Below are 19,992 nucleotides of genomic sequence, written 5' to 3' on the forward strand. Positions count from 1 at the left end.
ATGACCGACACGACGACCCAGCAGGCATCCGCCGAGCTCTCGGAGGCGGCGAAGGCCACCGCCCGTGCCTGGATCGACCAGCACATGGCCCAGCTCTCCGCCTGGCACAGCGAGATCTTCGGCTACGGCGAGCCCGCCTGGCGCGAGTACCGCTCGGTCGCCTGGTACGTCGCGAAGCTGCGCGAGCACGGCTTCGAGGTGGAGGAGGGGTCCGCCGGCATGCCGACCGCGTTCTCGGCCACCTGGTCGAACGGCGATGGCCCGGCTTTGCTGACGTACGCCGAGTACGACGCCGTGCCTGGCAACTCGCAGGCGCCCGTCACGCACCAGCAGCCGCGGGACGGCTCCAGCCGCTTCGCCGGCGGCCACACCGACCCGCACTCGGCGCTCGGCATCTCGACGCTCGCCGGTGTGCTCGCCACGAAGCACGCGATGGAGCAGCACGGCATCGCCGGCACCCTGCGCTACACGGGCGAGCCGGCCGAGAAGATGCACGGCTCGAAGGTCGTGCACGGGCTGCGCGGCTACTACGACGGCGTCGACGCGATCGTCTCGTTCCACCCCTTCTACATGCTGCCGCTCTGCAACACGGCGCGGTGGGACACGCAGTGCGGCGCCTACTACTCGAAGGTCTACACGTTCCTCTGCGAGGAGCCGGAGACCTGGCAGCTCGGGCACGGCGACTCGCCCATCCCCGCCTCGCACTCGGCCGCGCGGGCGCCCGGCGCGAACCTCGCGCTGACCCAGATGTACTCCGCGTCGCGGGCGATGCAGGATGCGATCCTTCCCGCCTCGGGCGGCTGGTCGCTGACCGACGCGATCCTCACCGACGGGCAGGCGACCGCCGACAACCTGCCGGCGCGCTCGGCCCGCATCCAGTTCTCGTGGCGCACGCCCGACATCGCGATGGCCGAGCACATCCTCGCCGCGCTCGATCGCAACGCTGCGGCCGTCGCGACGATGGCGCACTGCACCGTGGAGGAGACCTGGGTGGCGCGCTCGCGGCCTGGCCGCACGAACCACGTGCTCTCGACCGCGCTGTTCGAGGAGCTGTCGGCCGTCGGCGCGCCGTCATACGGGGCGGATGCGGTGCAGGTCGCGCAGGAGATCCAGCGGAGCATCGGCATCAAGCCGATGGAGCGACCGTTCCTCGACGAGTGCGAGCAGCTCATCACCCCGCAGGACGCCGAGGCGAAGCTGCGCGAGATGATGCCTGCGTGGCAGCGCAACTGGACGAGCGACGACTACGTCGAGATGACGCACTACGCCCCGACGGTCCGCTTCTACGTCTCGCGCCCGGCCCTGAAGCCGGATGCGTCGACCCCGTACCCGGCGTGGACGATGAACGCGATGGGCGGCATCCCCGCAACGATCGACCCCACGATCTCCACGGCAGGCAAGACGATCGCAGCCACTTTCCTCCGCCTCCTCACCTCGTCTGACGAGCTCGCGGCGGCGAAGGCGGAGTTCGACGAGCGTGTCGCGGCCGACCCGATGCCCCCCTTGCTCCCCGCCGACTTCAAAGCCCCCGTCGACCTCCCCTGGCCGGAGTACTCCTAGAGAGCGGAAGAGGGGGCGGTGCCGAGGACGCCCCCCTTCCCAATCTCCGTTGGTCGAGTAGCAGGCGGCGCAGCCGCCCGCGTATCGAGACCGAAGACCTCGACTTAGGCAAAGGAGCCCCCGGTGCAGCACCCCCACCCTTACCTGACAACCCGCTCCCACGGCTTCCTCCCCTCCCCGGTCCGCGACGTCTGGGAGGCCTCGATGCAACCCGGCGTCATCTCCTTGGCAGGCGGAAACCCCGACCTCTCCCTCGCCCCGCTCGACTGGCTCGCCGACGCCTCGTCCCGCCTGATCCGCGACCGCGGCCACGAGGTCCTCCAGTACAGCTCCGGCACGGGCACCACCGAGCTGCGCGAGTCGATCGTCGAGCTCATGGCCGCCGAGCACATCCATGCCGACGTCGCCGGCATCCAGGTCACCGCCGGCTCCCAGATGGCGCTCGACGTCGTCACGAAGCTGCTCTGCGAGCAGGGCGACACAATCCTCGTCGAGGACCCGACCTACGTCGGCGCGCTGGGCATCTTCGGCGGCGCGGGCCTGCGCGTGGAGCACGTGCCGATGGACGCCGACGGCCTGGTTCCCGAGGCGCTGCGCGAGCGCATCCGCCACCTGGCCGCCCAGGGCCGCCGCCCGCGCATGCTCTACACGATCCCGAACTTTCAGAACCCGCGCGGCGTGACGCTCGCGGAGTCGCGGCGCCCCGAGATCGTCGAGATCTGCCGCGCGGCCGGCATCCCGATCGTCGAGGACAACCCCTACGGCATGCTCGCGTTCGAGCCGCGCCAGCTGACGTCGCTGCACGAGCTCGACCCCGAAAACGTCGTCTACCTCGGCTCGTTCTCAAAGGTGCTCGCGCCCGGGCTACGGGTCGGCTGGGCAACGGCGCCCGAGTGGATGCGCCGCCCGCTGCAGCTCGCCTCGGAGTCGACGGTGATCTGCGCTTCGCCGCTGAGCCAGGCGCTCGCGGCCGACTACATCGCGCACCACGACTTCCGCAGCATCATCAGCCGTGCCACAGCCGTCTACGCGAAGCGCGCCGCAGCGCTCATCGGCGCCCTCGAGGGCCGGCTGCCTGAGGGGTCGACCCTGACGCACCCGCAGGGAGGCTTCTTCTCTTGGGTGACGCTGCCCGAGGGCTGGACGACCGCCGAGCTGCTGGATGCGGCCATCTACGAGAAGGTCGTCTTCGTGCCGGGCGCCTCGTTCTGCGCCCCCGGTGAAGGGCAGCGCGAGCTGCGCTTGGCGTTCTCGTTCGAGTCGCCCGACAGGCTCACAGAGGGCGCGCGCCGCCTTGGCCTCGCCTTCGAGCGGACGGCGGCTTCCATCGCCGCCTGACCCGCGTTCCCTGGGCCGACGGCTCGATACGGTGGCATCTCAACACTCGAGGAGGATCCGTGCCGCATCTCGCGAACGGCAAGTACGTCTCGCAGGCCGACGCCATCCGTCAGTGGGCGCCTGCTGCCCGCGAGGTGCTCATCGAGTCCGCGCGCAAGTACGGCGGCTGGATCACATGCCAGCAGCTCAGCGATCGCATCCAGGCGAGCACCGGCATCACCACGGATCAAATCGTGGCTCACTGGATCGGCCGCGTGCTCGGCGCGGTGGCGGCGGGTTCGGAGCAACGCGGCGAACCTCGGCTCACGTCGGTGTGCGTCACGCCCGACCGTCTCATCGGCGAGGGCTATCCCGGCGTGCCGGCCGGCACCGACGCCCGCACGAGAGAGCGGGTTGCCGCGGAGGACCGCCTTGAGTGCTACCGCTTCTTCGGTGCGACGATGCCGACTGACGGCGGCACTCCGACGGTGCTCGCGCCAGCGTCCGCTCGTCCCGACCGGCCGGCCCGCAGCCGCGTGGCACCCGCCCCTGCCGCGCCTGCCGCGGCAATGCGCGAGAGGACCTGCCCGCACTGCTTCATGGTCGTGCCCGTCGCGACGACTTGCCGAGACTGCGGCGGCACGCTCGCGGCCTGAAATTGACGGCAGAGTAACTCTGCCGATGCTTCGCGGCACGCCCGGGATCGACCGAGGGGCGGATGCCTCCGGCAGATGTCTTCGGCGTCGTAGGCGACGCAGGATACGATCCTGCGGCGTTGAGCGTCATCGACGGCCAGGCGACGGCCGACAACCGTCCCGGCCGGGTCGGCGCATGACGTTCCAGTGGTGCACACCCGATCGCGGTCGCTTCTGAGCCGGCTGGAGTATTTGGAAGAACTTTCTCGCCCGAGGGACTATGGCCGCGGCCGGCGCATTCAAAGAGACCAGCAGCCGCGACTTCTCGCCGACGCCGCCGTCGACGATGGCGTCAGCATCGGCTACTCGAAGCGCTTGAAGCGTAGCCGGGCGGACTCGCCGGACCCTGCGGTGGTCCTGCATGTCGGCCCGGACCGCCACAATAGGGATGGATGAGTCCTGCAGTAGGCGATTTCTCGAAGTCGAAGGCAGGCGCCGTGGTTGAGATCGTTCGTGAGTAGGAGACTGTGTTGAGCAGGATTGTGGACAACGGCGCAGTGACGCTGTCGGCAGCGCTCAATGAGGTGCTTCCGCACGCCGTTGCCTTTGACGCCTGCGTTGGCTATTTCAACCTGCGCGGCTGGAGGCTTCTTCGCAATGCTATTGGTGCGATGCAACCGAGCGAAGCGAGTCGCCCTCCCGTTCGTCTGCTCGTCGGCATGGCAATGTCGGCTGATGATGCACTTCGCCAGATGCTCGAAGGTGGCGTGCAGACAGTCGATCGTCCCACGGCTGTCAGGCGTGCTGAGCAAGCGGTACTCGGATTCGCCCAACAGCTGGTCTGGGGCGCGCCGACGAAAGCCGACGAGACGGGCCTGCGGCAGCTTCGGAAGGACCTGGAAGATGGACTCGTGCGGGTGAAGTTCGCCGCTCGTGAGCCGCTTCACGCCAAGCTCTATGTCGCCCACCTTCCCTCAGGTCCCACCGGCTTCACGCAAGCAGTAGTCGGGTCATCCAACTTCACTTCGGCTGGCATGAGTAAGCAAGGCGAGCTCAGCCTGGAGGAGACGGACCAGCAGCTCACGACTGAACTCGCAGGCTGGTTCGAAGACCGTTGGGGTGACACTTTCGCGATCGACGTCACCGACGATCTGGTCGACGTCCTTGCCAGTTCTTGGATCCGGGACGAACAGCCGAGTCCCTATCACGTTTACCTCCGCCTGGCGTACGAACTGTCCCGGGACGCGCGGGCAGGGCTGACTCTCGATATCCCGAACGAGGTACGACGGGTTCTCCTGCCTCATCAAGAGAGCGCGGTCCGCGTGGCCACCCGGCTGCTTGAGCGGAAAGGGATCGCGATCATCGGTGACGTCGTGGGTCTTGGAAAAACGCTCACTGGTACGGCGATCGCTGCAACGGTGGGCGAGAGCGTGCTTGTCATCGCCCCGAAAAACCTCACCAGGATGTGGCAGGAGCATCTGGAGCGATTCCACATTCCCGGTCGCGTCATCAGCCTCAGCACGGTGCGGCGCGATCTGCCGGACCTCAGGAGATTTCGTCTTGTACTAATCGACGAGTCGCACAACCTCCGCAACCGTCAGCGGAAAGCTTGGAACGCGATTCGTACGTACATTGACGACAACGACTGCAAGGTCGTGCTGCTCACGGCCACCATGTTCAACGCGCGCCACCGCGACATCGGCGGACAACTTGGCCTGAAACTCCAGCCCGACGAGCCGCTGGGCGTTCGCCCTGAACGACTGATCTCGGAGGTCGGTGCCGTCGAGGTTGCACGAAAGACCGGAGGTCGTCTTGACACGCTCTCGGCATTTGACCGGTCTGAGCACAATGAGGACTGGCAGCGGCTCTTGAGTGAGTTCCTCGTCCGACGCACACGCAAGTTCCTTGAAACGACGTACGGCACTACCAATCCCGAGTCCGGAGAAACGACGCTCGCTTTTCCCGATGGCGCCGAATTTCGGTTTCCAAAGCGCATTCCGGAGCCACTGCGGTATTCGGGTGGTCCGAGCGACCCCAACGATCGACTCGCGACTGTTGAGACGTTCCAGGCCGTCGCGGGACTCACATACGCCCGGTATCAGCTCGGCTTGTACCTCAGCGAGGACGTCATCGCTGCGAACGAAGAAGAAGCCGAGCTAATTGACGATCTCCGAACCGCCATCTCGGCTGCTGCGGGTTTCATCCGCACTACCGCGCTCAAACGGCTCTCGTCCTCCGCCCACGCTTTCCTCCTCACGATCAAGCGCATGATCGCCCGAAACGCAGTGCTGACATACGCAGTCTCGCAGGGCCGACCGGTTCCGCTTGGAAACCTTTCAGATCAGTACTTTGCACTTGAAGAACACGACGGTGACCTCGACGAGCCCGACGGGGTGAACGACCATGCGTCGCGCTTGTGGGGCGTCGGCTGGACAAGCGAGCAGTGGCTCGACTACGCGGAGGGTGCATACGAGCAGGTGGAGCAGAAGCGACCCAAGGCCATCCGCTGGGCACGGTCGCTTCTCTTCGATTCTGAGCGATTGCTCGAGGACTTGCAGCGGGACTCCACCGTTCTGCAGGAACTGCTGGACACGTTTGGAGTGTGGCGTCCTGAGGACGACTCGAAGCTCGCGGCACTCGGAAAACTCGTCGACGGGCTGCCCACGGGTGAGAAGATTCTTGTTTTCAGCGAGTATAAGGACACGGTCGATTACCTCGCCGAGCACCTCCCGCGATGGACCAATCGCTCTCTCGCCACAGCGAGCGGTCAGTCCAGTGACGCGCTACGAGTCGCTCGGCGATTCGCGCCTCGGGCGAATGAACATCTCGGGGGCTTGCCCGAAGGCGAGACAGAGGTGGACGTCCTGCTGACCACCGACGTGTTGAGTGAAGGCCAGAATCTCCAGGACGCAGCCATCGTCGTAAACTGGGACTTGCCGTGGACGATCATCAAGGTCATCCAGCGTGCTGGGCGCGTCGACCGGGTTGGCCAGAGGTCAAAGTCGATCCGCGTGATGTCGTTCCTGCCTCAGGCCGGCGTGGAAGGCGTCATCCAGCTCCGAGCACGACTGCTCGAGCGCCTGAAGAACTCCGAACAGATCCTTGGGGGTGGTGAGCGGTTCTTTGACGACGACGACTTCACATCGGACCTTGCTGGCCTCTTCGACGGGACTGCACGCCTGAGCGAAGACGAGGGAGAGGTCGACTCGTCGAGCTATGCGTTGGGCATCTGGGAAGGAGCAACCGATCGAGACCGGCGCATCGCCCTCGATTTGCAGAAGGTTGTGTACTCCACCAAGGCAACGGACCACGAAGCGGGCGTGGTGACCCATGGCCTCACGGACGCGGGAACCGACTTGCTCGTCCGTTCAACAGGCGACGAAGTCGTATTCCTCACTCCGATGGAGGCGCTTGCGTTGTGCACCAGCCACCCGACTGAATCACCGGCGAAAGTGCTGCCTGACCACCTTGAGCACGTCGATCGAGCGGCCGGCGCGATGACAGAGCAGGTGAGGCAGAACACAGTCTTGCTTAACCACGGGCTTCGGAAGCGCTTGTACGACTTCCTCGCAAAGCAGAGTGGCAGAATCGACTTGACGGTATTGATGCACGCGCAGATAGCGCAACTCATTGAAGCCATCACGTCGAATCCGCTACGTGAGAGCGCAAAGAGCGAGGTGAATGCGATCTTGCGTTCAGTCCGTGTGCTGGGTTATGACGGCGGACAAATGGAAAGACTGCTGGCGCTCCATGGCGACCACCTCCTCGTTGACGTTCGAGATCTCGGTGCGGACCGAGTGCAGTTGGTGACCTCGATGGGTCTACACCCGACTACCTCTTCGGCTGGGGAAGTGTAATGGGCGAGTTGACTCGCGTACAGGCGGTGCTTCAGTCGTTCGGGAAGGAGGGGCTCCGAGGCGTCTTCGTCAACGAACTAGGTTGGGAAGCTCCGCTAGCTATTGGTGGCACCGTCACGGTCGAAGTTGATAACGACCAGTTCAGCGCATCGGCGATAGCCAGCATGAAAGGCTACGTCATCTACGCCGTCGTTTGTGACCGCCGGCCCTCTCGGGCGGCCATGAGCCGAGTAGACCAGAAGCTCGGGGAACTTGCGCCCGAGCGACTCGAGATCTTCCAGGCACCGGACATGTGGGTGTGGCATTGGCCACGTCGAACGAACGCGGGCACCACCACTTTCGACACGGAGGAGACCCTCCCCCACACGTTGCCTACGTTCCTCGCCCAGCGGCTCGTAGGGCTCGAGTTCAGCATCGCGGAACTCCGGAAGGGCGTCACTCTTGTAGAAGTCCGCGATCGGGTGCATGGCAACTTCGATGTGAGCAAGGTGACGAAGCGCTTCTATGACCGCTTCGCGCATGAGCAGGCCAACCTGGCGAATGCTATCGAAGGACTACCTAAGCGTCTCCAGCTCGAGTATGCAACGACGCTGCTCAACAGGCTGATGTTCCTCTACTTCCTTCAGAAAAAGGAGTTTCTCAACAGTGACCCGAACTATCTCGAGAGCACACTCTACGCGGTTCGTGAGTTTCAGGGAAGCGACCGATACTACACGTTCTATCGAGACGCACTCTTACCGCTCTTTTTTGACAAGCTGAATGACCGCGAAGGGCATATTGCTGACCCGGAGATCAGAAGAATCCTGGGAACGGTGCCATATGTGAACGGTGGAATCTTCGGGCAGAGTCCGATCGAGCTCGCGCACGCGGACACGTTGCTCGTGCCAGACACTGCTTTCGAGGATATTTTCGCCTTCTTCCGTGAGTTCCAGTGGCATCTGGACACTCGACCGACACAGAACTCGACCGAGATCAATCCAGAGGTCATTGGCTACATCTTCGAGCAGTTCATCAACACAGCCTCCTCGGGGAAGAAAGAGAACGGTGCTTACTACACGCCGCATGACGTGACCGCGTATATGGTTGCGCAGGCGCTCGTACCGAGGATCCTCGACGATTTCGAGGACCGCGACAAGTTATTCGAGCTCCTCCGAGTAGATCCAGATCGGTACATCCAGCCTTCCATGCTCAAGGGTTGGAACAGCGAGGCGGGCGAATGGCGTTCGGTTCCCTCGGAGCTTCTTGATGCCTGGGCCTCAGGGCCCGGTGACTGGGGAGTCCTTGATGCGGCCGCGGAGTCCAGTGACCTGCACTTGCCCGCGGAGACCTGGGTCGAGGTGCTGCACAGGCGGGACCGCGTCGACGATCTTCGGAGCAGAGCCCGGGCCGGTGAGATCTCAAGCGTAAACGACCTGGTGACGGACAACCTCAACAGCCAGTTGCTACTGACTGACGCCATAGATCAGATCTCGGATGCGGACACGCTACTCGCGCTCCATGCACGGCTCTCGAACTTGTCCGTGTTCGACCCCACATGCGGATCCGGCGCATTCCTATTCGCCGCGCTCGAAGTTCTCGAAGACATCTACGCGCATGTCATTGACCTCGCAGTCACGATGGGCATCGCAAGTCAGCTCGGCGACTACTCAAAGTGGGCATTGCGACCGAGCGGAAAGCGCTACTTCATCCGTAAGCACATCGCGATCCGCAATCTGTACGGAACCGACCTGATGCCCGGTGCGATCGAGACTGCAAAGCTCCGTATCTTCCTTGCTCTTGCTGCCTGTGTAGACTCCTACGACGACTTCAAGCCTCTTCCAGATCTGGACTTCAACCTTAAGGTTGGCAACCTAGTCGTGGGCTTGAAGGATGCCGAGGATGTCAATCGTATAGGAAGCGACTTCGTCGCTGCGGCATTCCTCGACGGGCTTAAGCCGCGGATCGACGAGCACATCGCGCTCTACAACCGGTTTCGATCGGCGGTCCTCTCTGACTCGCCGGAGCAGCATGTACTGAAGCTCGCATTGCGGCAGAGTGAAGCCGTGCTTCGGCCGGACTGCAACCGGACCTATGCAGAGGTCGCGTTGATCCCGCCCGATGACTACGACAGCTGGGTGGAGACCGCGCGACCGTTTCACTGGTTTTGCGAGTTCCCCGAGATCATCCGCCGGGGCGGGTTCGACGTCGTCGTCGGCAACCCTCCCTACGTCAAGAGAAACGAGGTTGAGGGCTACTCAGTCGCGGGCTACAAGACGTCTGCTTGCGCCGACCTTTACGCGCCATGCTATGAACGAAGCCTGACGCTGACGCACCCCCATGGCCGGCACGCCTTCATCGTCATGGCTTCGCTGAGCGTCTGGGACGCGTTCGCACCTTTGCGTGAGGTGATTAGCAACCGGGGTGGCGCGGAATGGTGGAGTACCTACGGCAAGATTCCGGCAGCGCTTTTCCGTGGGGTGCGCGTCCGAAACACGATCGTGGTTCTTGGGCCAGGCGAAGGGAACTTCGTGACGCGGCACCACATTCACACCGCGAAGCAGCGGGATTGGCTCTTTCCTACGATTGAGTACGCGGCGAGTTCGCGTCAAGGCGACGAGTGGCCCGTCCGTGGTGGTGTAGCGACGAGCGTACTGGAGCAACTTCGCGACATCGGTGCTCCTCCGACGACTCGCTCTGGCGAGGTGGTGTATCTCCGTCCCACGGCCTCGTACTGGTTCCCCGTATTGTTGGGTCCAGCACCGGTCTTGGACGCGGACGGCAGGGTCATCGAGGACATCGACAGCCGTTTGCGAGTTGTCCCACTGAGTGCGGAGGAACGGTCAGACGACGTCACCGCGATCCTTGGTGGGCGCTTGACCTACCTCTGGTGGACGGCGATAAGCGATGACTTCGACGTGTACGTCCGTGAGACGCTCGGCCCGCGATCGTTGGCGCTCGTGGCCCGGGAAAGCGAAGGCTGGGACAACGCAGTCACTGATGTTCGGCGGGCGGGACGTCGAGTTGCATACGTGAGCTTGAACAAGCAGTGGTACTTTAATGTACGTTGGAACAATGTGCGTCCCGTGACCGACCAGCTCGATCGGATTGCGATTGAGGCACTTGGCGGCAACGACCAGGACTGGCGCAATCTCCACATATTGTACCGGCAAGTTATGCGATCATCGGGTGATAGCGCGAAGGGGCGCTACGTCACGGATGCCGAACTGACATCCTTGCTGCAGTGGTGATGAGGGAATCAAGCGTGCGCACATCGGATGAAAATGACATGGTGGCGGCAGAGGCGACAGAAGCGCTGCTCTTGTTCAAGAACGTGGTTCTTGAGGGGCCGCCCGGGACGGGAAAGACCTACTGCCGAGATCGCATTGCGGAAGCATGGCAGGGGCGAACCGGGCGCGAGGTTGTGACTGCCGGCACCGTATCCATTGGTGGCGCTGTGCGAGCTTTCCCGTACTCGATCACGCTGCACCCGTCGACCACCTACGAGGAGTTCGTCGAAGGCCTGCGATACGACGATTCGCCAGACGTGGAGAGGTTCGTCCTGCGACCGGGCTTCATGCGGCTCATCGTCGACCACGCGAAAGCGGATCCCAATCGCGACTATCTCGTTCTCGTCGATGAGCTCAATCGTGCCAACGTCCCGAAGGTCTTCGGTGATCTTCTACTTACGGTCGAGGCGAGCAAGCGTTCGCAGTACCGCAGCGGTAACTGGGAGGGGGGGACGCCCGTAGTGTTGCCCTACTCCGGAACGAGCTTCGACATGCCGAGCAACGTGTACCTTCTCGGCACGATGAACTCTTCGGACCGGTCCATTGCCCCGCTTGACGCGGCGCTCCGCAGGCGGTTCGCGTTCGTTCGGGTGAACCCGTTAAGCGGAGATTTACTTCAAGCAGCGATCGCGGCAGAATTCAAGACCGACGCGGAAGCTGCTGAGACGATCTGGGGTGCCTCCGTCCGCGCACTTGATGCGCTGAATGCCGTGCTCGTGGCCTGCCTCGGACCCGACTCCAGGCTCGGTCACAGCTACTTGTTCGTCGACCCGAGAGAGCTCGTTGACAGCCTCGACACCGACGACTTTGGATCGACATTCTGGACCGTCGGAACGGGTCGAGCTTCGACGGGCACCCAGTTCCAGTTTCCGGCCGAGGCTTGGAAATCGGCACTTCTGCCGGAGTTGGGATTCGCAGACCTCCGCGACGTCCCGACGAGCCAGAACGCAGCCAGCGAGCTCGCCGCGACGTTCAAAGGCGTCACCTACCGACCGGCTGTGACGCGCAATGCATCAATGGTGCGCTTGTCGCAGAACGGATCGGCGGGCACTGCTCTCCCCGTGAGGCAGCTCGAGGACGGTGTCGCGGTGTTCCGACCGATCGCTAACAAGCACGTGGTCGTATCGGTGCGTCCCCTGGACCAGGCTGCTGCCATGTGGCAGGCGTCTGATCCTGCATTGCGGTCGGCGGGCGCAGAGTGGGGCGTGATTCGGGGGCGGGAGAAGCCTCGAGACCTGCTCTGGCGTGTGTGGCGCTACGGGATCATCCCGCAGCTGGTCGAGACCACGACGCAGGCGTATGCACTTGACTTGCTCATCGGAGACGCCAAGCGGAGCAAGTGGCTGGCGGACGCAGCCTTCGTTGCGGAGGAACGGGCCCGGCTCGAGGCCGATTGGGCGACCCTCGACAACTTCTTTGCGAACGATCTCGGTCTGCGGATTGTTGAAGACGGCCGCGGACTCACGCGGGGCGTATCGGTCACGAACGCGACGGCTGACATCGTCGCCACTCCGTCGCGTTCGACGGCGGGCACGACCAACGAAAGTGACGCAGGCTCCGCCGCGACCGCAGATGCCGCAAATGCCAAGCCCGCACCAGACTCGCAAGCCCACTAGCGATGGCATCGAGCGGGGGCCTCGTGACGCTCGCGGTCAAGGCGAGCCCGAACGGATCGCGCGCTGGCTTCGCGCTGCTTCGCGACGGCAGCGACACCGGCGTTCTTACCGTGACGGTGCTTCCTAAGCCTTGGGCGACAAAGGGTGAATCGAGTGTGGCGCGCTGCGTTGAGCACCAGCCGGGAGGAGTGACCCACGTTGTGGTGCACGAACTGGATGTGCTCGAGATCGTGACGGATCCAGGGGCTGCTCAAGCGCTCGCTTTCGCGGTCGCCGAGCTGGCTGACGACGTCGAAGAAGAAGGACCGGTGCAGCGCCGACTGCTCGAGGTGGGGCGGCGTGTGACCGGCGCTACCGCCCGTCGGGCTAGCCTTGATCCGAGCTTCGAGTCCGTACTCAGCCTCCTGAACTTGACCCAACACGTTCGTGCTTCGCGACTTGATCAAGCGATTGTTGGCCGCTATTCATCATCGGTATTGCGGATCCTGGAGCAGCGTCAGTTCGTCCTAGCCGTCGAGCAGGCAATCTTGACGGCGCGACCCCGATACGAAGAGCGGACCGAAGAACTTGCGGTCCCCCGAGGTCGGATTCACGAACGGGGACTGCTGCTCTCTGAGTGGAGCAAGGTGCCGAGGGTGACGTCCACCTTCGATGAGCTAACGCTCAATACGCCGATCCTCCAGGTAGTTGCGGCAACGCTCCGACTGACGGCTTCCGATCGTCACGACGCGGCTTTCGCTGCGCTAGTGGGCGATGTGAGACACCGAGCGGCCCGGCTGTTGCAGCTGCTGCAGGGAACCTCAGTGCTCGACGCTGGCGCCGCGCTGCGTCTCCTCGAGAGCATCGTGGTGAGCAGTCTCGACCAACCGTGGTCGCCAGTCTTGCGGCTCGCGCAGCCGGTGCTTCGAAGACTTGGCTTGAACCCGCAGGGCGGCGGCCATGTTTCGCACAGCGCGCTCGCGATCACTCTCCGAATGGAGAAGGTTTGGGAGGAGTGGCTCGAGCTGGCGTTCCCGGCCGGGTGGGAGGTGTTGCCTCAGGCGCCGACAAGCGCTCCTTGGGCGAAGGACCCGAACATTCCCCGCCTGTCGAGCAATGCCGACTTTTTGGTTCGTACTGATGACGGCGCGGTGGTAGTGGTCGACGCCAAGTACAAGATCGACACGGGATACATCAGCTCGAGCGACGGGTATCAACTCTTTGCCTACAGTCACCTGGCGAGACTCAACGGCGATTTGCCGCAGGCAGCGGCGATCTTCTACCCGTTGCTGAGTGACGATTCAAAGGATGAGGCCGGGATCTTGTGGCGGGCGTTTGGCTCAACATTTCCCCTCTGGAGGGTTGGCCTGCCTTTTGCCGGACGCAGTGAGACGCGCTCCCGGGCGGCGTTCGCTGACTACCTTGTTCGACTTCGGTCGGAGATTGAGGAGAAGATACGCGGCAGCCGAGAAGTCTCCGCGGGGGTTCGGTGCTAGCGACTGTAGGTGCAGCCCAATCCTCACCGGGGTGGTTCGCCGTCAGATGTCGGCCAATCGTTCGTCTCGCGCCGGTGCTACCGCCTTCCCTGCTCGCCGGAGGCCTGCGCGACTACCGGCGCGTCGCGCGCCGCGCACATACAACGGGGAAGAGTCGTATCAAGTGCGGCTCATGGTCTCGTTCCGCCGCGAGAGGCTAGCCGCCGCACGATGTACTCGACGCGCGGTGTATCTGTCGTCGGACTGGCCAGCTGTTGTCCATCGAACGCTTCTAGTGATCTCAACAACTGCGGGTCATGGCGGAGGCGATCATGGTGGACGATTGCTCGCCTGCTCTGGTCGATCGACAGGTAGCCGGTATCGAACGCACGGTCGACAAGCGTCGACAGGCAGATGCCGTTGCTTGGGTCAAGCCGGATCGACCAGTCTTCAGCCCAGGGCACAATGTGCGACGCGACGAGGAATTCCCGAGTGCGGATGCCGGTTAACGCGCATTGATAGCCGTAGTTGCGTTTGACCGCTTCTGAGAAGGCGCGCTGAGCACTTCCTCGCGTCTTCCACAGCGCAACTTTGTCGGCCACTCGAAAGTCACCGCGAGCAATGGCGCTTCGGAACTCGTCGACTTGTGCCAAGTCGATGTCAGAGGTCTCGGCCAGCGCGTCGTTTACGCGAGAGGCTGCGGCGTCGATGACGCCGCGGACGATCTGCAGGACGCCCGCCGGCGCTCGGCGTCGACCCTGAACTGCCGCATTGAGGCCGTGCTCCCTCAACGAGTGCAGGGAGAGCGCCTGCCGCTCGGCGACGGTGAAGGTCCGCTCAAGACGTAGCCGCATCCACGACCGCGTCTCGCGAGCCCGTAGCGCTTCCGGATCAAGCCAGAACTCACGGTCGTCTATGACACTTGAGAACGGGATTCCCGTCGCCACGACTCGGCACATATGCGTCAGGGCACTGACCGGCCGCGTGCCGTACAACAGGACCACGTCGCCGACGCCAATTCGGGCAGTTCCTGTCTCGCTCCAGTCGATCTCGTCACGTACGGCGAAGGCGCCGTCTGAGTCAAAGGTTCGACCTCTGGAGGCCACAAGCCAAACTGTCACGTCATCGCGCCATGTCATATGGCGCAGGCTATCCGCGACTCAGCGGTCTGTCAGCGATCGCGATGGAGGTGAACGGCGGCCACGGCTCGGGTGGGGTCGACCGCATGGCCGGCACCATCAACGGGACGCAGGCACACAACCGGCGGTTTGCCGGCCACCAGGTCGCTGGCAGCTCACGTCACCCGTGTTCATGCGCGACCGCTTTATTCGCCGTGTGAGCGACCGGCCCTGAGCCGGTCGACGGGCAACCCTCACTCGGTGAGACGACTCGCTCGAGGGAGGTGCCACGCGTCCTACCGAAAGGGCAGCGTTGTGCACTAGACCTATGCCATGACTCTCGACGACGAGATCCGCGACGCCGCGCAGGCGATCGTCCGCGCCTTCCGCGAGAACGACGAGGAGGCGTACTTCGCCGGCTTCGTCGCCGACTGCTCCTTCGCCTTCCACACCGATCCGGAGCCATTGCTCGGCACCGACGCCTGGCGCGCCGCCTGGCGGGAACTGCAGGCGAGCGGCTGGCGCGTGATCGAGTGCCGCACGCTGTGGGACCACGTGCAAGCGGTCGGCGACGGCGGCGTCTACCTGCACGAGGTCGAGACGACCGCGGGCACTCCTGGGGCGATCGAGACCTACCGCGAGCGAGAGTCGATCGTCTTCGCCCGCCTGCACGGGCAGCTCGTCGCCGTGCACGAGCACCTTTCGCCGATCCCCACGCAGGACGACGATGATGCGCAGGCGGACGCATCCGACGAGCGCCAGGACTGACGTGGTCTCGGTACGCGGGCTCCGCCTGCCGTTCGATCGCCGGCGCAGGACCGAGGAGCGACCATGACCGACACCACCCGCCGCCGCTTCATCGACCGGATCGAGGAGGGCTCAGGCGGCTTCGGCGCCATCCGCGGCGACCGCGGCACCGGGCGTGTGCTGCTGATCTGGCTCGCCGCCAACCTCGTCGTCACGACGCTCCTCACCGGCACGCTCTTCGTGCCCGGCGTGAGCATCGGCGAGGCGATCGGCTGGATCATCGCCGGTACGCTGCTCGGCGCGATCGTGCTGACGCTCATCGGCATGATGGGCGTGCGCACCGGACTGCCGACGATGTCCCTCACTCGCGGCTCGTTCGGTCTGCGCGGCTCGATCGTCCCCGCGATCGCCAACGTCATCGTGCTGATGGGCTGGTCGTGGGTGCAGGCGATGCTCGCCGGCATCTCCATAGATTGGCTCGTCGCGCAGGCGACCGGCTACTCGAACCCGGCGATGTGGGCGGCGATCTGCCAGGCGATCGTGGTGGCGCTCGCGATCTTCGGCCACGAAGGCATCGCGCGCATCGAGCCCTACTTCGCGCTCGTGATCCTCGCGATCATGGCCTACATCTTCGTCGTCGCGCTCACCACCTACGCGCCCGCCGAGTTCGCCGCCATCGAGCCCGACCCCGAGGCCGGCATGACGAGCGCGCTCGTGTTCGACATCGTCTTCGCCACCGCAATCTCGTGGACGGTGCTCTCCGCCGACCTCACCCGCGTCGCCCGCACGCAGCGGGCCGGAGGCGTCGGCGCGTTCGTTGGCTACACGCTCTCCACGACGCTCACGATGACCCTGGGCGCGGTCGCGATCGCCTTCGTGCTGCTCTCCGGCGGCGAGGCGATCCCCTTCGACCCGGTGACGATCATCGAGGCGTTCGGCGCCCCGCTCGCGATCGCGATCTTCCTGTCGGTCATGGCGACCAACACGATGGTCATGTACGGGATGACGCTGTCGCTCACGAACGCGCTGCCCACCCGCAAGCCGCTCCGGTTCCTGCCGACCGCGCTCGCCGTCGGTGCCGTCGCGATCATCGGCTCGACGTTCCTGGGACTGCTCGAGCAGTTCACCGTCTTCCTGTCGACGATCGGCGCTCTGTTCATCCCGGTGTTCGCCATCATGGTCGTCGACTACTACCTGGTGCGCGGCCGCGCCTACACGCCCGACATCCTCGCCCGCACCGGCGGCCGCTACTGGTTCACCGGCGGCGTGCACTGGGCGGCGATCGTCTCCTGGGCGATCGGCGCGCTCACCTATCTGGCGCTCGCCTTCTGGTGGGGCTCGCCGGTGGGGGCGGCGCTGCCGACCTTCGCGATCGCGTTCCTCCTCTACTGGGTGTGGGCGCGCGCGACCCGGGTCGGTGCGGGTGACAAGGTCGAGCAGCGCCACCTTGCGGAGGTCGACGCGCACCGGCCGACGGATGCCGCGTGATCGTCGACCTGTCGCATCCCATCGCCACCGGCATGCCGGTCTACCCGGGCGACCCGGAGGTCGCGACGGCACCGGCGACGAGCATCGCCACTGACGGCTTCGCTGTCACGGCGCTCGAGCTCGGCACGCACTCGGGCACGCACGTGGATGCGCCGTCCCACTCGATCGAGGGCGGTGCGGCGATCGACGAGATCGACCCGGCGCGGCTGATCGGGCGCGCGCGGATCCTTCGGGTCTCGGCGGGCGACGACGAGATGATCGGCGTCGCCGCGCTCGAGGACCAACTGCGCGCCTGGGACGGCGAGCGCATCGCCCTCGTGCACACCGGCTGGGATGCGCACTGGGGCACTGTGCGCATGCTGCAGCACCCGGCGGTGTCGGTCGAGCTGGCGGATGCGCTGCTCGCCCTGGGCGTGGACGTCCTCGGCGTCGACACCCTCAGCCCGGACCTCTCGGACACCGCTTCAGGCGATGCTCGGGACGAGCCGGCTTCGCTGCCTGTGCACGAGCGGTGGCTCGGCGCTGGCGGGCTGATCATCGAGAACCTGCGCGGGCTCGGCGACATGCCGGGGGAGGCGTGCGAGCTGATCGCGCTGCCGTTGCGGCTGGCTGGGCTCGACGGGTCGCCGGTCCGCGCAGTCGCTCGGTGCTGACTGGTTCGACCGAGGTGACGGGGCAGAGGTCGCGCAGGTCGGGATCTGCCGGGATGCATCCTACGGCTGACGTGCCGGCCCCGACGTACTCGAGCCGCGATCGAGATATGGCCCGCTGTTAGCTGGCGCGCACCCCACGTGGGCGGCGGCGCCTTCTCCCGACGACACGTCAGTGGCTACCGTCATCCGACGCGCGAGCACCTAACGTGAGGATTGATTGTGTCAAGCGGTGCACCGCAGCAAGCAGAGGAGTGGACCGATGGGCTTCCTTACGCCGATGTACGAGCTGGCTGAATATCTTGATTGGGCCCGTTCCGGCGACGTCCAGCTGCCAGATTTCCAGCGGGGCTACAAATGGGAAGACGAGCGCATTCGACAGCTGCTCGTCACAGTGCTCCGCGGACATCCGATGGGTGCCGTCATGCTGCTGAAGGGTGGCAACGCGCAAGTTCGCTTCAAGCCGCGGGCTCTGGAAGGCGTAACCCTCCCGCCGAACAAGGAGGCCAAGTTCCTGCTGCTGGACGGCCAACAGCGACTGACCTCGCTGACACAGGCGCTCAGTGGTGATGGCAGCGTCGCGACTAAGGACAGCCGTGGGAAGCTGCTGGATCGCCGATATCTAGTGCACATGGAGACTGCGTTGAGCGACATGAACCGCGTCGAGGACGCGGTGATCAGCATCCCCGTGGACGGCATGGTTCGGACCAACTTCGGCAAGGACATCACCCTAGACCTGAGTGATGCCGACAAGCAGCGCTCCCAGGGCTACTTCCCCCTGCACCTCATCTACGGCGACTACATGAGCTGGATTCTCGAACTTGATGATCGCGACCTGGGCAAGCGATTCCACGAGCGCTTTTTGAAGCCGGCCGCGACGTACGACATCCCGGCTATAGTGCTCGACGAGGAGACCGACAAGGCAGCCGTTGCCACGGTTTTCGAGAAGGTCAATATCGGTGGCTTGCCGCTGAACGTGTTCGAGCTGCTCACTGCGGTCTTCGCTGGCGACGCCAACTACTATCGCGCGACCGGCGAGGACTTCAGGCTGAACGACGACTGGCACGCGACGCAGGAGCACTGGTCGGCGTATCCGGTGCTCGCGCGGGTGGAGAACACCGACTTCTTGCAGGCGGTCACCATGCTGGTGAGCCGACAGCGGGCCATGCAAGACGTGTCTGGGCGGCCGCCCGCGATCACAGCGCGGCGCGAAGACGTCCTCAAGCTGACGCTCGCGGACTATCTCGAGTGGCGCGACCCGCTGAGGGAGGCCTTCATCTGGTGTTCGACCTTCCTGGCTGATCAGCACATCTTCGCGCCGAGAGATGTGCCGTACTCGAAGCAGCTCGTACCACTTGCGGCGATCAAGGTAGCGCTCGGAAAGCATGCAGACCTGATCGGCGTTCGCCAGCGACTCGTCCGCTGGTACTGGTGCGGAGTGTTAGGCGAGCTGTATGGATCCACGATTGAGACGCGCTTCGCACGTGATATCGAGGGCGTCCCCGAATGGGCGCTCGATGAGACGAGGCCGGTGCCGCGCACCGTACAGGATGCCTCCTTCACCGAGTCTCGGCTCCACTCTCTTCGCACGAGGAACGCAGCTGCCTACAAGGGCATTGCCGCACTTGTGCTCGCAAAGGGTGCTCGCGATTGGATGGAGGACAAGGCGCTCGACAAGGTCCAGTACGTCACAGCCGAAGTGGACGTGCACCACGTCTTCCCGAAGAAGTGGTGCGAGGACCACGGTATTGAGGCGGAGCGGCAGGAGAGCATCGTCAACAAAACCTCGATCAGCGCTCGAACGAACCGCGTCATCGGTGGAGCGGCTCCGTCCATCTACCTGGACGTCATCGAGGCCAAGGCCGATATCGACGGCTCAGACCTCGACCAGCTGCTTGCCTCCCATCTGATCCCCGCGGCTTCGCTTCGGAGTGACGACTTCGACGACTACTTCGTCCGCAGGAGGGAGCTCCTCTGCTTGCTCGTCGAGGCTGCCATCGGTAAGTCGGTGCAGCGTGACATCGACCAGGGGTTCGCTGACGAGGACTCGGCGCACTTCGAACCGGCTGCGCTGAGCGAGCCAGTAGAGGAGCAGGGCGACTAGGTGACGTCAGTGGCTGCCTGGGGCGCCGCGCGCGGACGCGGCGCGCGTCCATGGGGTCTAGTCGAACGCGCTTGCCCCCTGCTTCGGGCCTTGTGACCCTTAGCAGGAAGGCCTCACGAAGGATCCGGAAGCCGCCCGCAAAGACTCAGCGGAATGGTCGCGCTATGGGCCGCTCCTGCG

The 19,992-nt window shown here is 64.5% G+C and carries 12 protein-coding genes; 11 read left to right on the forward strand and 1 reads right to left on the reverse strand.

Annotation, left to right across the window (positions count from 1 at the left end):
• The 7 genes from ACLQ21_RS06075 (at window position 1) to ACLQ21_RS06105 (ending at window position 13,726) form a co-directional block, all read left to right on the forward strand.
• Window positions 1-1,560 (forward strand): amidohydrolase, encoded by a 1,560-nt coding sequence (locus tag ACLQ21_RS06075; RefSeq protein WP_425662352.1) that lies wholly within the window; start codon window positions 1-3, stop codon window positions 1,558-1,560.
• A gap of 123 nt (window positions 1,561-1,683) precedes the next feature.
• Complete coding sequence (locus ACLQ21_RS06080) at window positions 1,684-2,898, forward strand: PLP-dependent aminotransferase family protein (protein WP_425662353.1); 1,215 nt, start codon at window positions 1,684-1,686, stop codon at window positions 2,896-2,898.
• Between the two features lie 59 nt (window positions 2,899-2,957).
• Window positions 2,958-3,533 carry a hypothetical protein gene (locus tag ACLQ21_RS06085; protein ID WP_425662354.1) on the forward strand — a complete coding sequence of 192 codons (576 nt, stop codon included), beginning with the start codon at window positions 2,958-2,960 and terminating at the stop codon, window positions 3,531-3,533.
• 509 nt (window positions 3,534-4,042) lie between these two features.
• Entirely contained in the window at window positions 4,043-7,369 is a 3,327-nt protein-coding gene (locus tag ACLQ21_RS06090) for a helicase-related protein (RefSeq protein ID WP_425662355.1), read from the forward strand.
• A 26-nt stretch (window positions 7,370-7,395) separates the two neighbouring features.
• Window positions 7,396-10,596, forward strand: coding sequence for an Eco57I restriction-modification methylase domain-containing protein (locus tag ACLQ21_RS06095; protein ID WP_425662356.1), 3,201 nt, complete (start codon window positions 7,396-7,398; stop codon window positions 10,594-10,596).
• A gap of 14 nt (window positions 10,597-10,610) precedes the next feature.
• Entirely contained in the window at window positions 10,611-12,251 is a 1,641-nt protein-coding gene (locus ACLQ21_RS06100) for an McrB family protein (RefSeq protein ID WP_425662357.1), read from the forward strand.
• A gap of 23 nt (window positions 12,252-12,274) precedes the next feature.
• Complete coding sequence (locus ACLQ21_RS06105; protein WP_425662358.1) at window positions 12,275-13,726, forward strand: 5-methylcytosine restriction system specificity protein McrC; 1,452 nt, start codon at window positions 12,275-12,277, stop codon at window positions 13,724-13,726.
• Between the two features lie 170 nt (window positions 13,727-13,896).
• On the opposite strand, the gene ACLQ21_RS06110 is transcribed toward ACLQ21_RS06105, so the two are convergent.
• On the reverse strand, window positions 13,897-14,844 hold the full coding sequence (locus ACLQ21_RS06110) for an HNH endonuclease (protein WP_425662359.1): 948 nt from the start codon (window positions 14,842-14,844) through the stop codon (window positions 13,897-13,899).
• 312 nt (window positions 14,845-15,156) lie between these two features.
• On the opposite strand from ACLQ21_RS06110, the gene ACLQ21_RS06115 reads away from it, so the two are divergent.
• From ACLQ21_RS06115 to ACLQ21_RS06130, 4 genes are all read left to right on the forward strand, one after another.
• A complete protein-coding gene (locus ACLQ21_RS06115; RefSeq protein ID WP_425662360.1) occupies window positions 15,157-15,591 on the forward strand; it encodes a nuclear transport factor 2 family protein in 435 nt (144 codons plus the stop codon).
• Between the two features lie 63 nt (window positions 15,592-15,654).
• Window positions 15,655-17,058 (forward strand): purine-cytosine permease family protein, encoded by a 1,404-nt coding sequence (locus ACLQ21_RS06120; RefSeq protein ID WP_425662361.1) that lies wholly within the window; start codon window positions 15,655-15,657, stop codon window positions 17,056-17,058.
• Window positions 17,055-17,711 (forward strand): cyclase family protein, encoded by a 657-nt coding sequence (locus tag ACLQ21_RS06125; RefSeq protein ID WP_425662362.1) that lies wholly within the window; start codon window positions 17,055-17,057, stop codon window positions 17,709-17,711. The genes ACLQ21_RS06120 and ACLQ21_RS06125 overlap by 4 nt, the downstream gene beginning before the upstream one ends.
• A 259-nt stretch (window positions 17,712-17,970) precedes the next feature.
• Window positions 17,971-19,812: a GmrSD restriction endonuclease domain-containing protein gene (locus ACLQ21_RS06130; RefSeq protein ID WP_425662363.1), complete on the forward strand. Its 1,842-nt coding sequence runs from the start codon at window positions 17,971-17,973 to the stop codon at window positions 19,810-19,812.
• Window positions 19,813-19,992: the final 180 nt, after the last annotated feature.

Origin of the sequence: Agrococcus sp. DT81.2, assembly GCF_049844935.1 — a bacterium.
Taxonomy (GTDB): domain Bacteria; phylum Actinomycetota; class Actinomycetes; order Actinomycetales; family Microbacteriaceae; genus Agrococcus.

Excerpts from the sequence above, each read along its gene's own strand:
- ACLQ21_RS06120 (WP_425662361.1), top strand. The coding sequence starts at position 15,655 with ATGACCGACACCACCCGCCGCCGCTTCATCGACCGGATCGAGGAGGGC.
- ACLQ21_RS06130 (WP_425662363.1), top strand. The coding sequence starts at position 17,971 with ATGGGCTTCCTTACGCCGATGTACGAGCTGGCTGAATATCTTGATTGG.
- ACLQ21_RS06075 (WP_425662352.1), top strand. The coding sequence starts at position 1 with ATGACCGACACGACGACCCAGCAGGCATCCGCCGAGCTCTCGGAGGCG.
- ACLQ21_RS06115 (WP_425662360.1), top strand. The coding sequence starts at position 15,157 with ATGACTCTCGACGACGAGATCCGCGACGCCGCGCAGGCGATCGTCCGC.
- ACLQ21_RS06110 (WP_425662359.1), bottom strand. The coding sequence starts at position 14,844 with ATGACATGGCGCGATGACGTGACAGTTTGGCTTGTGGCCTCCAGAGGT.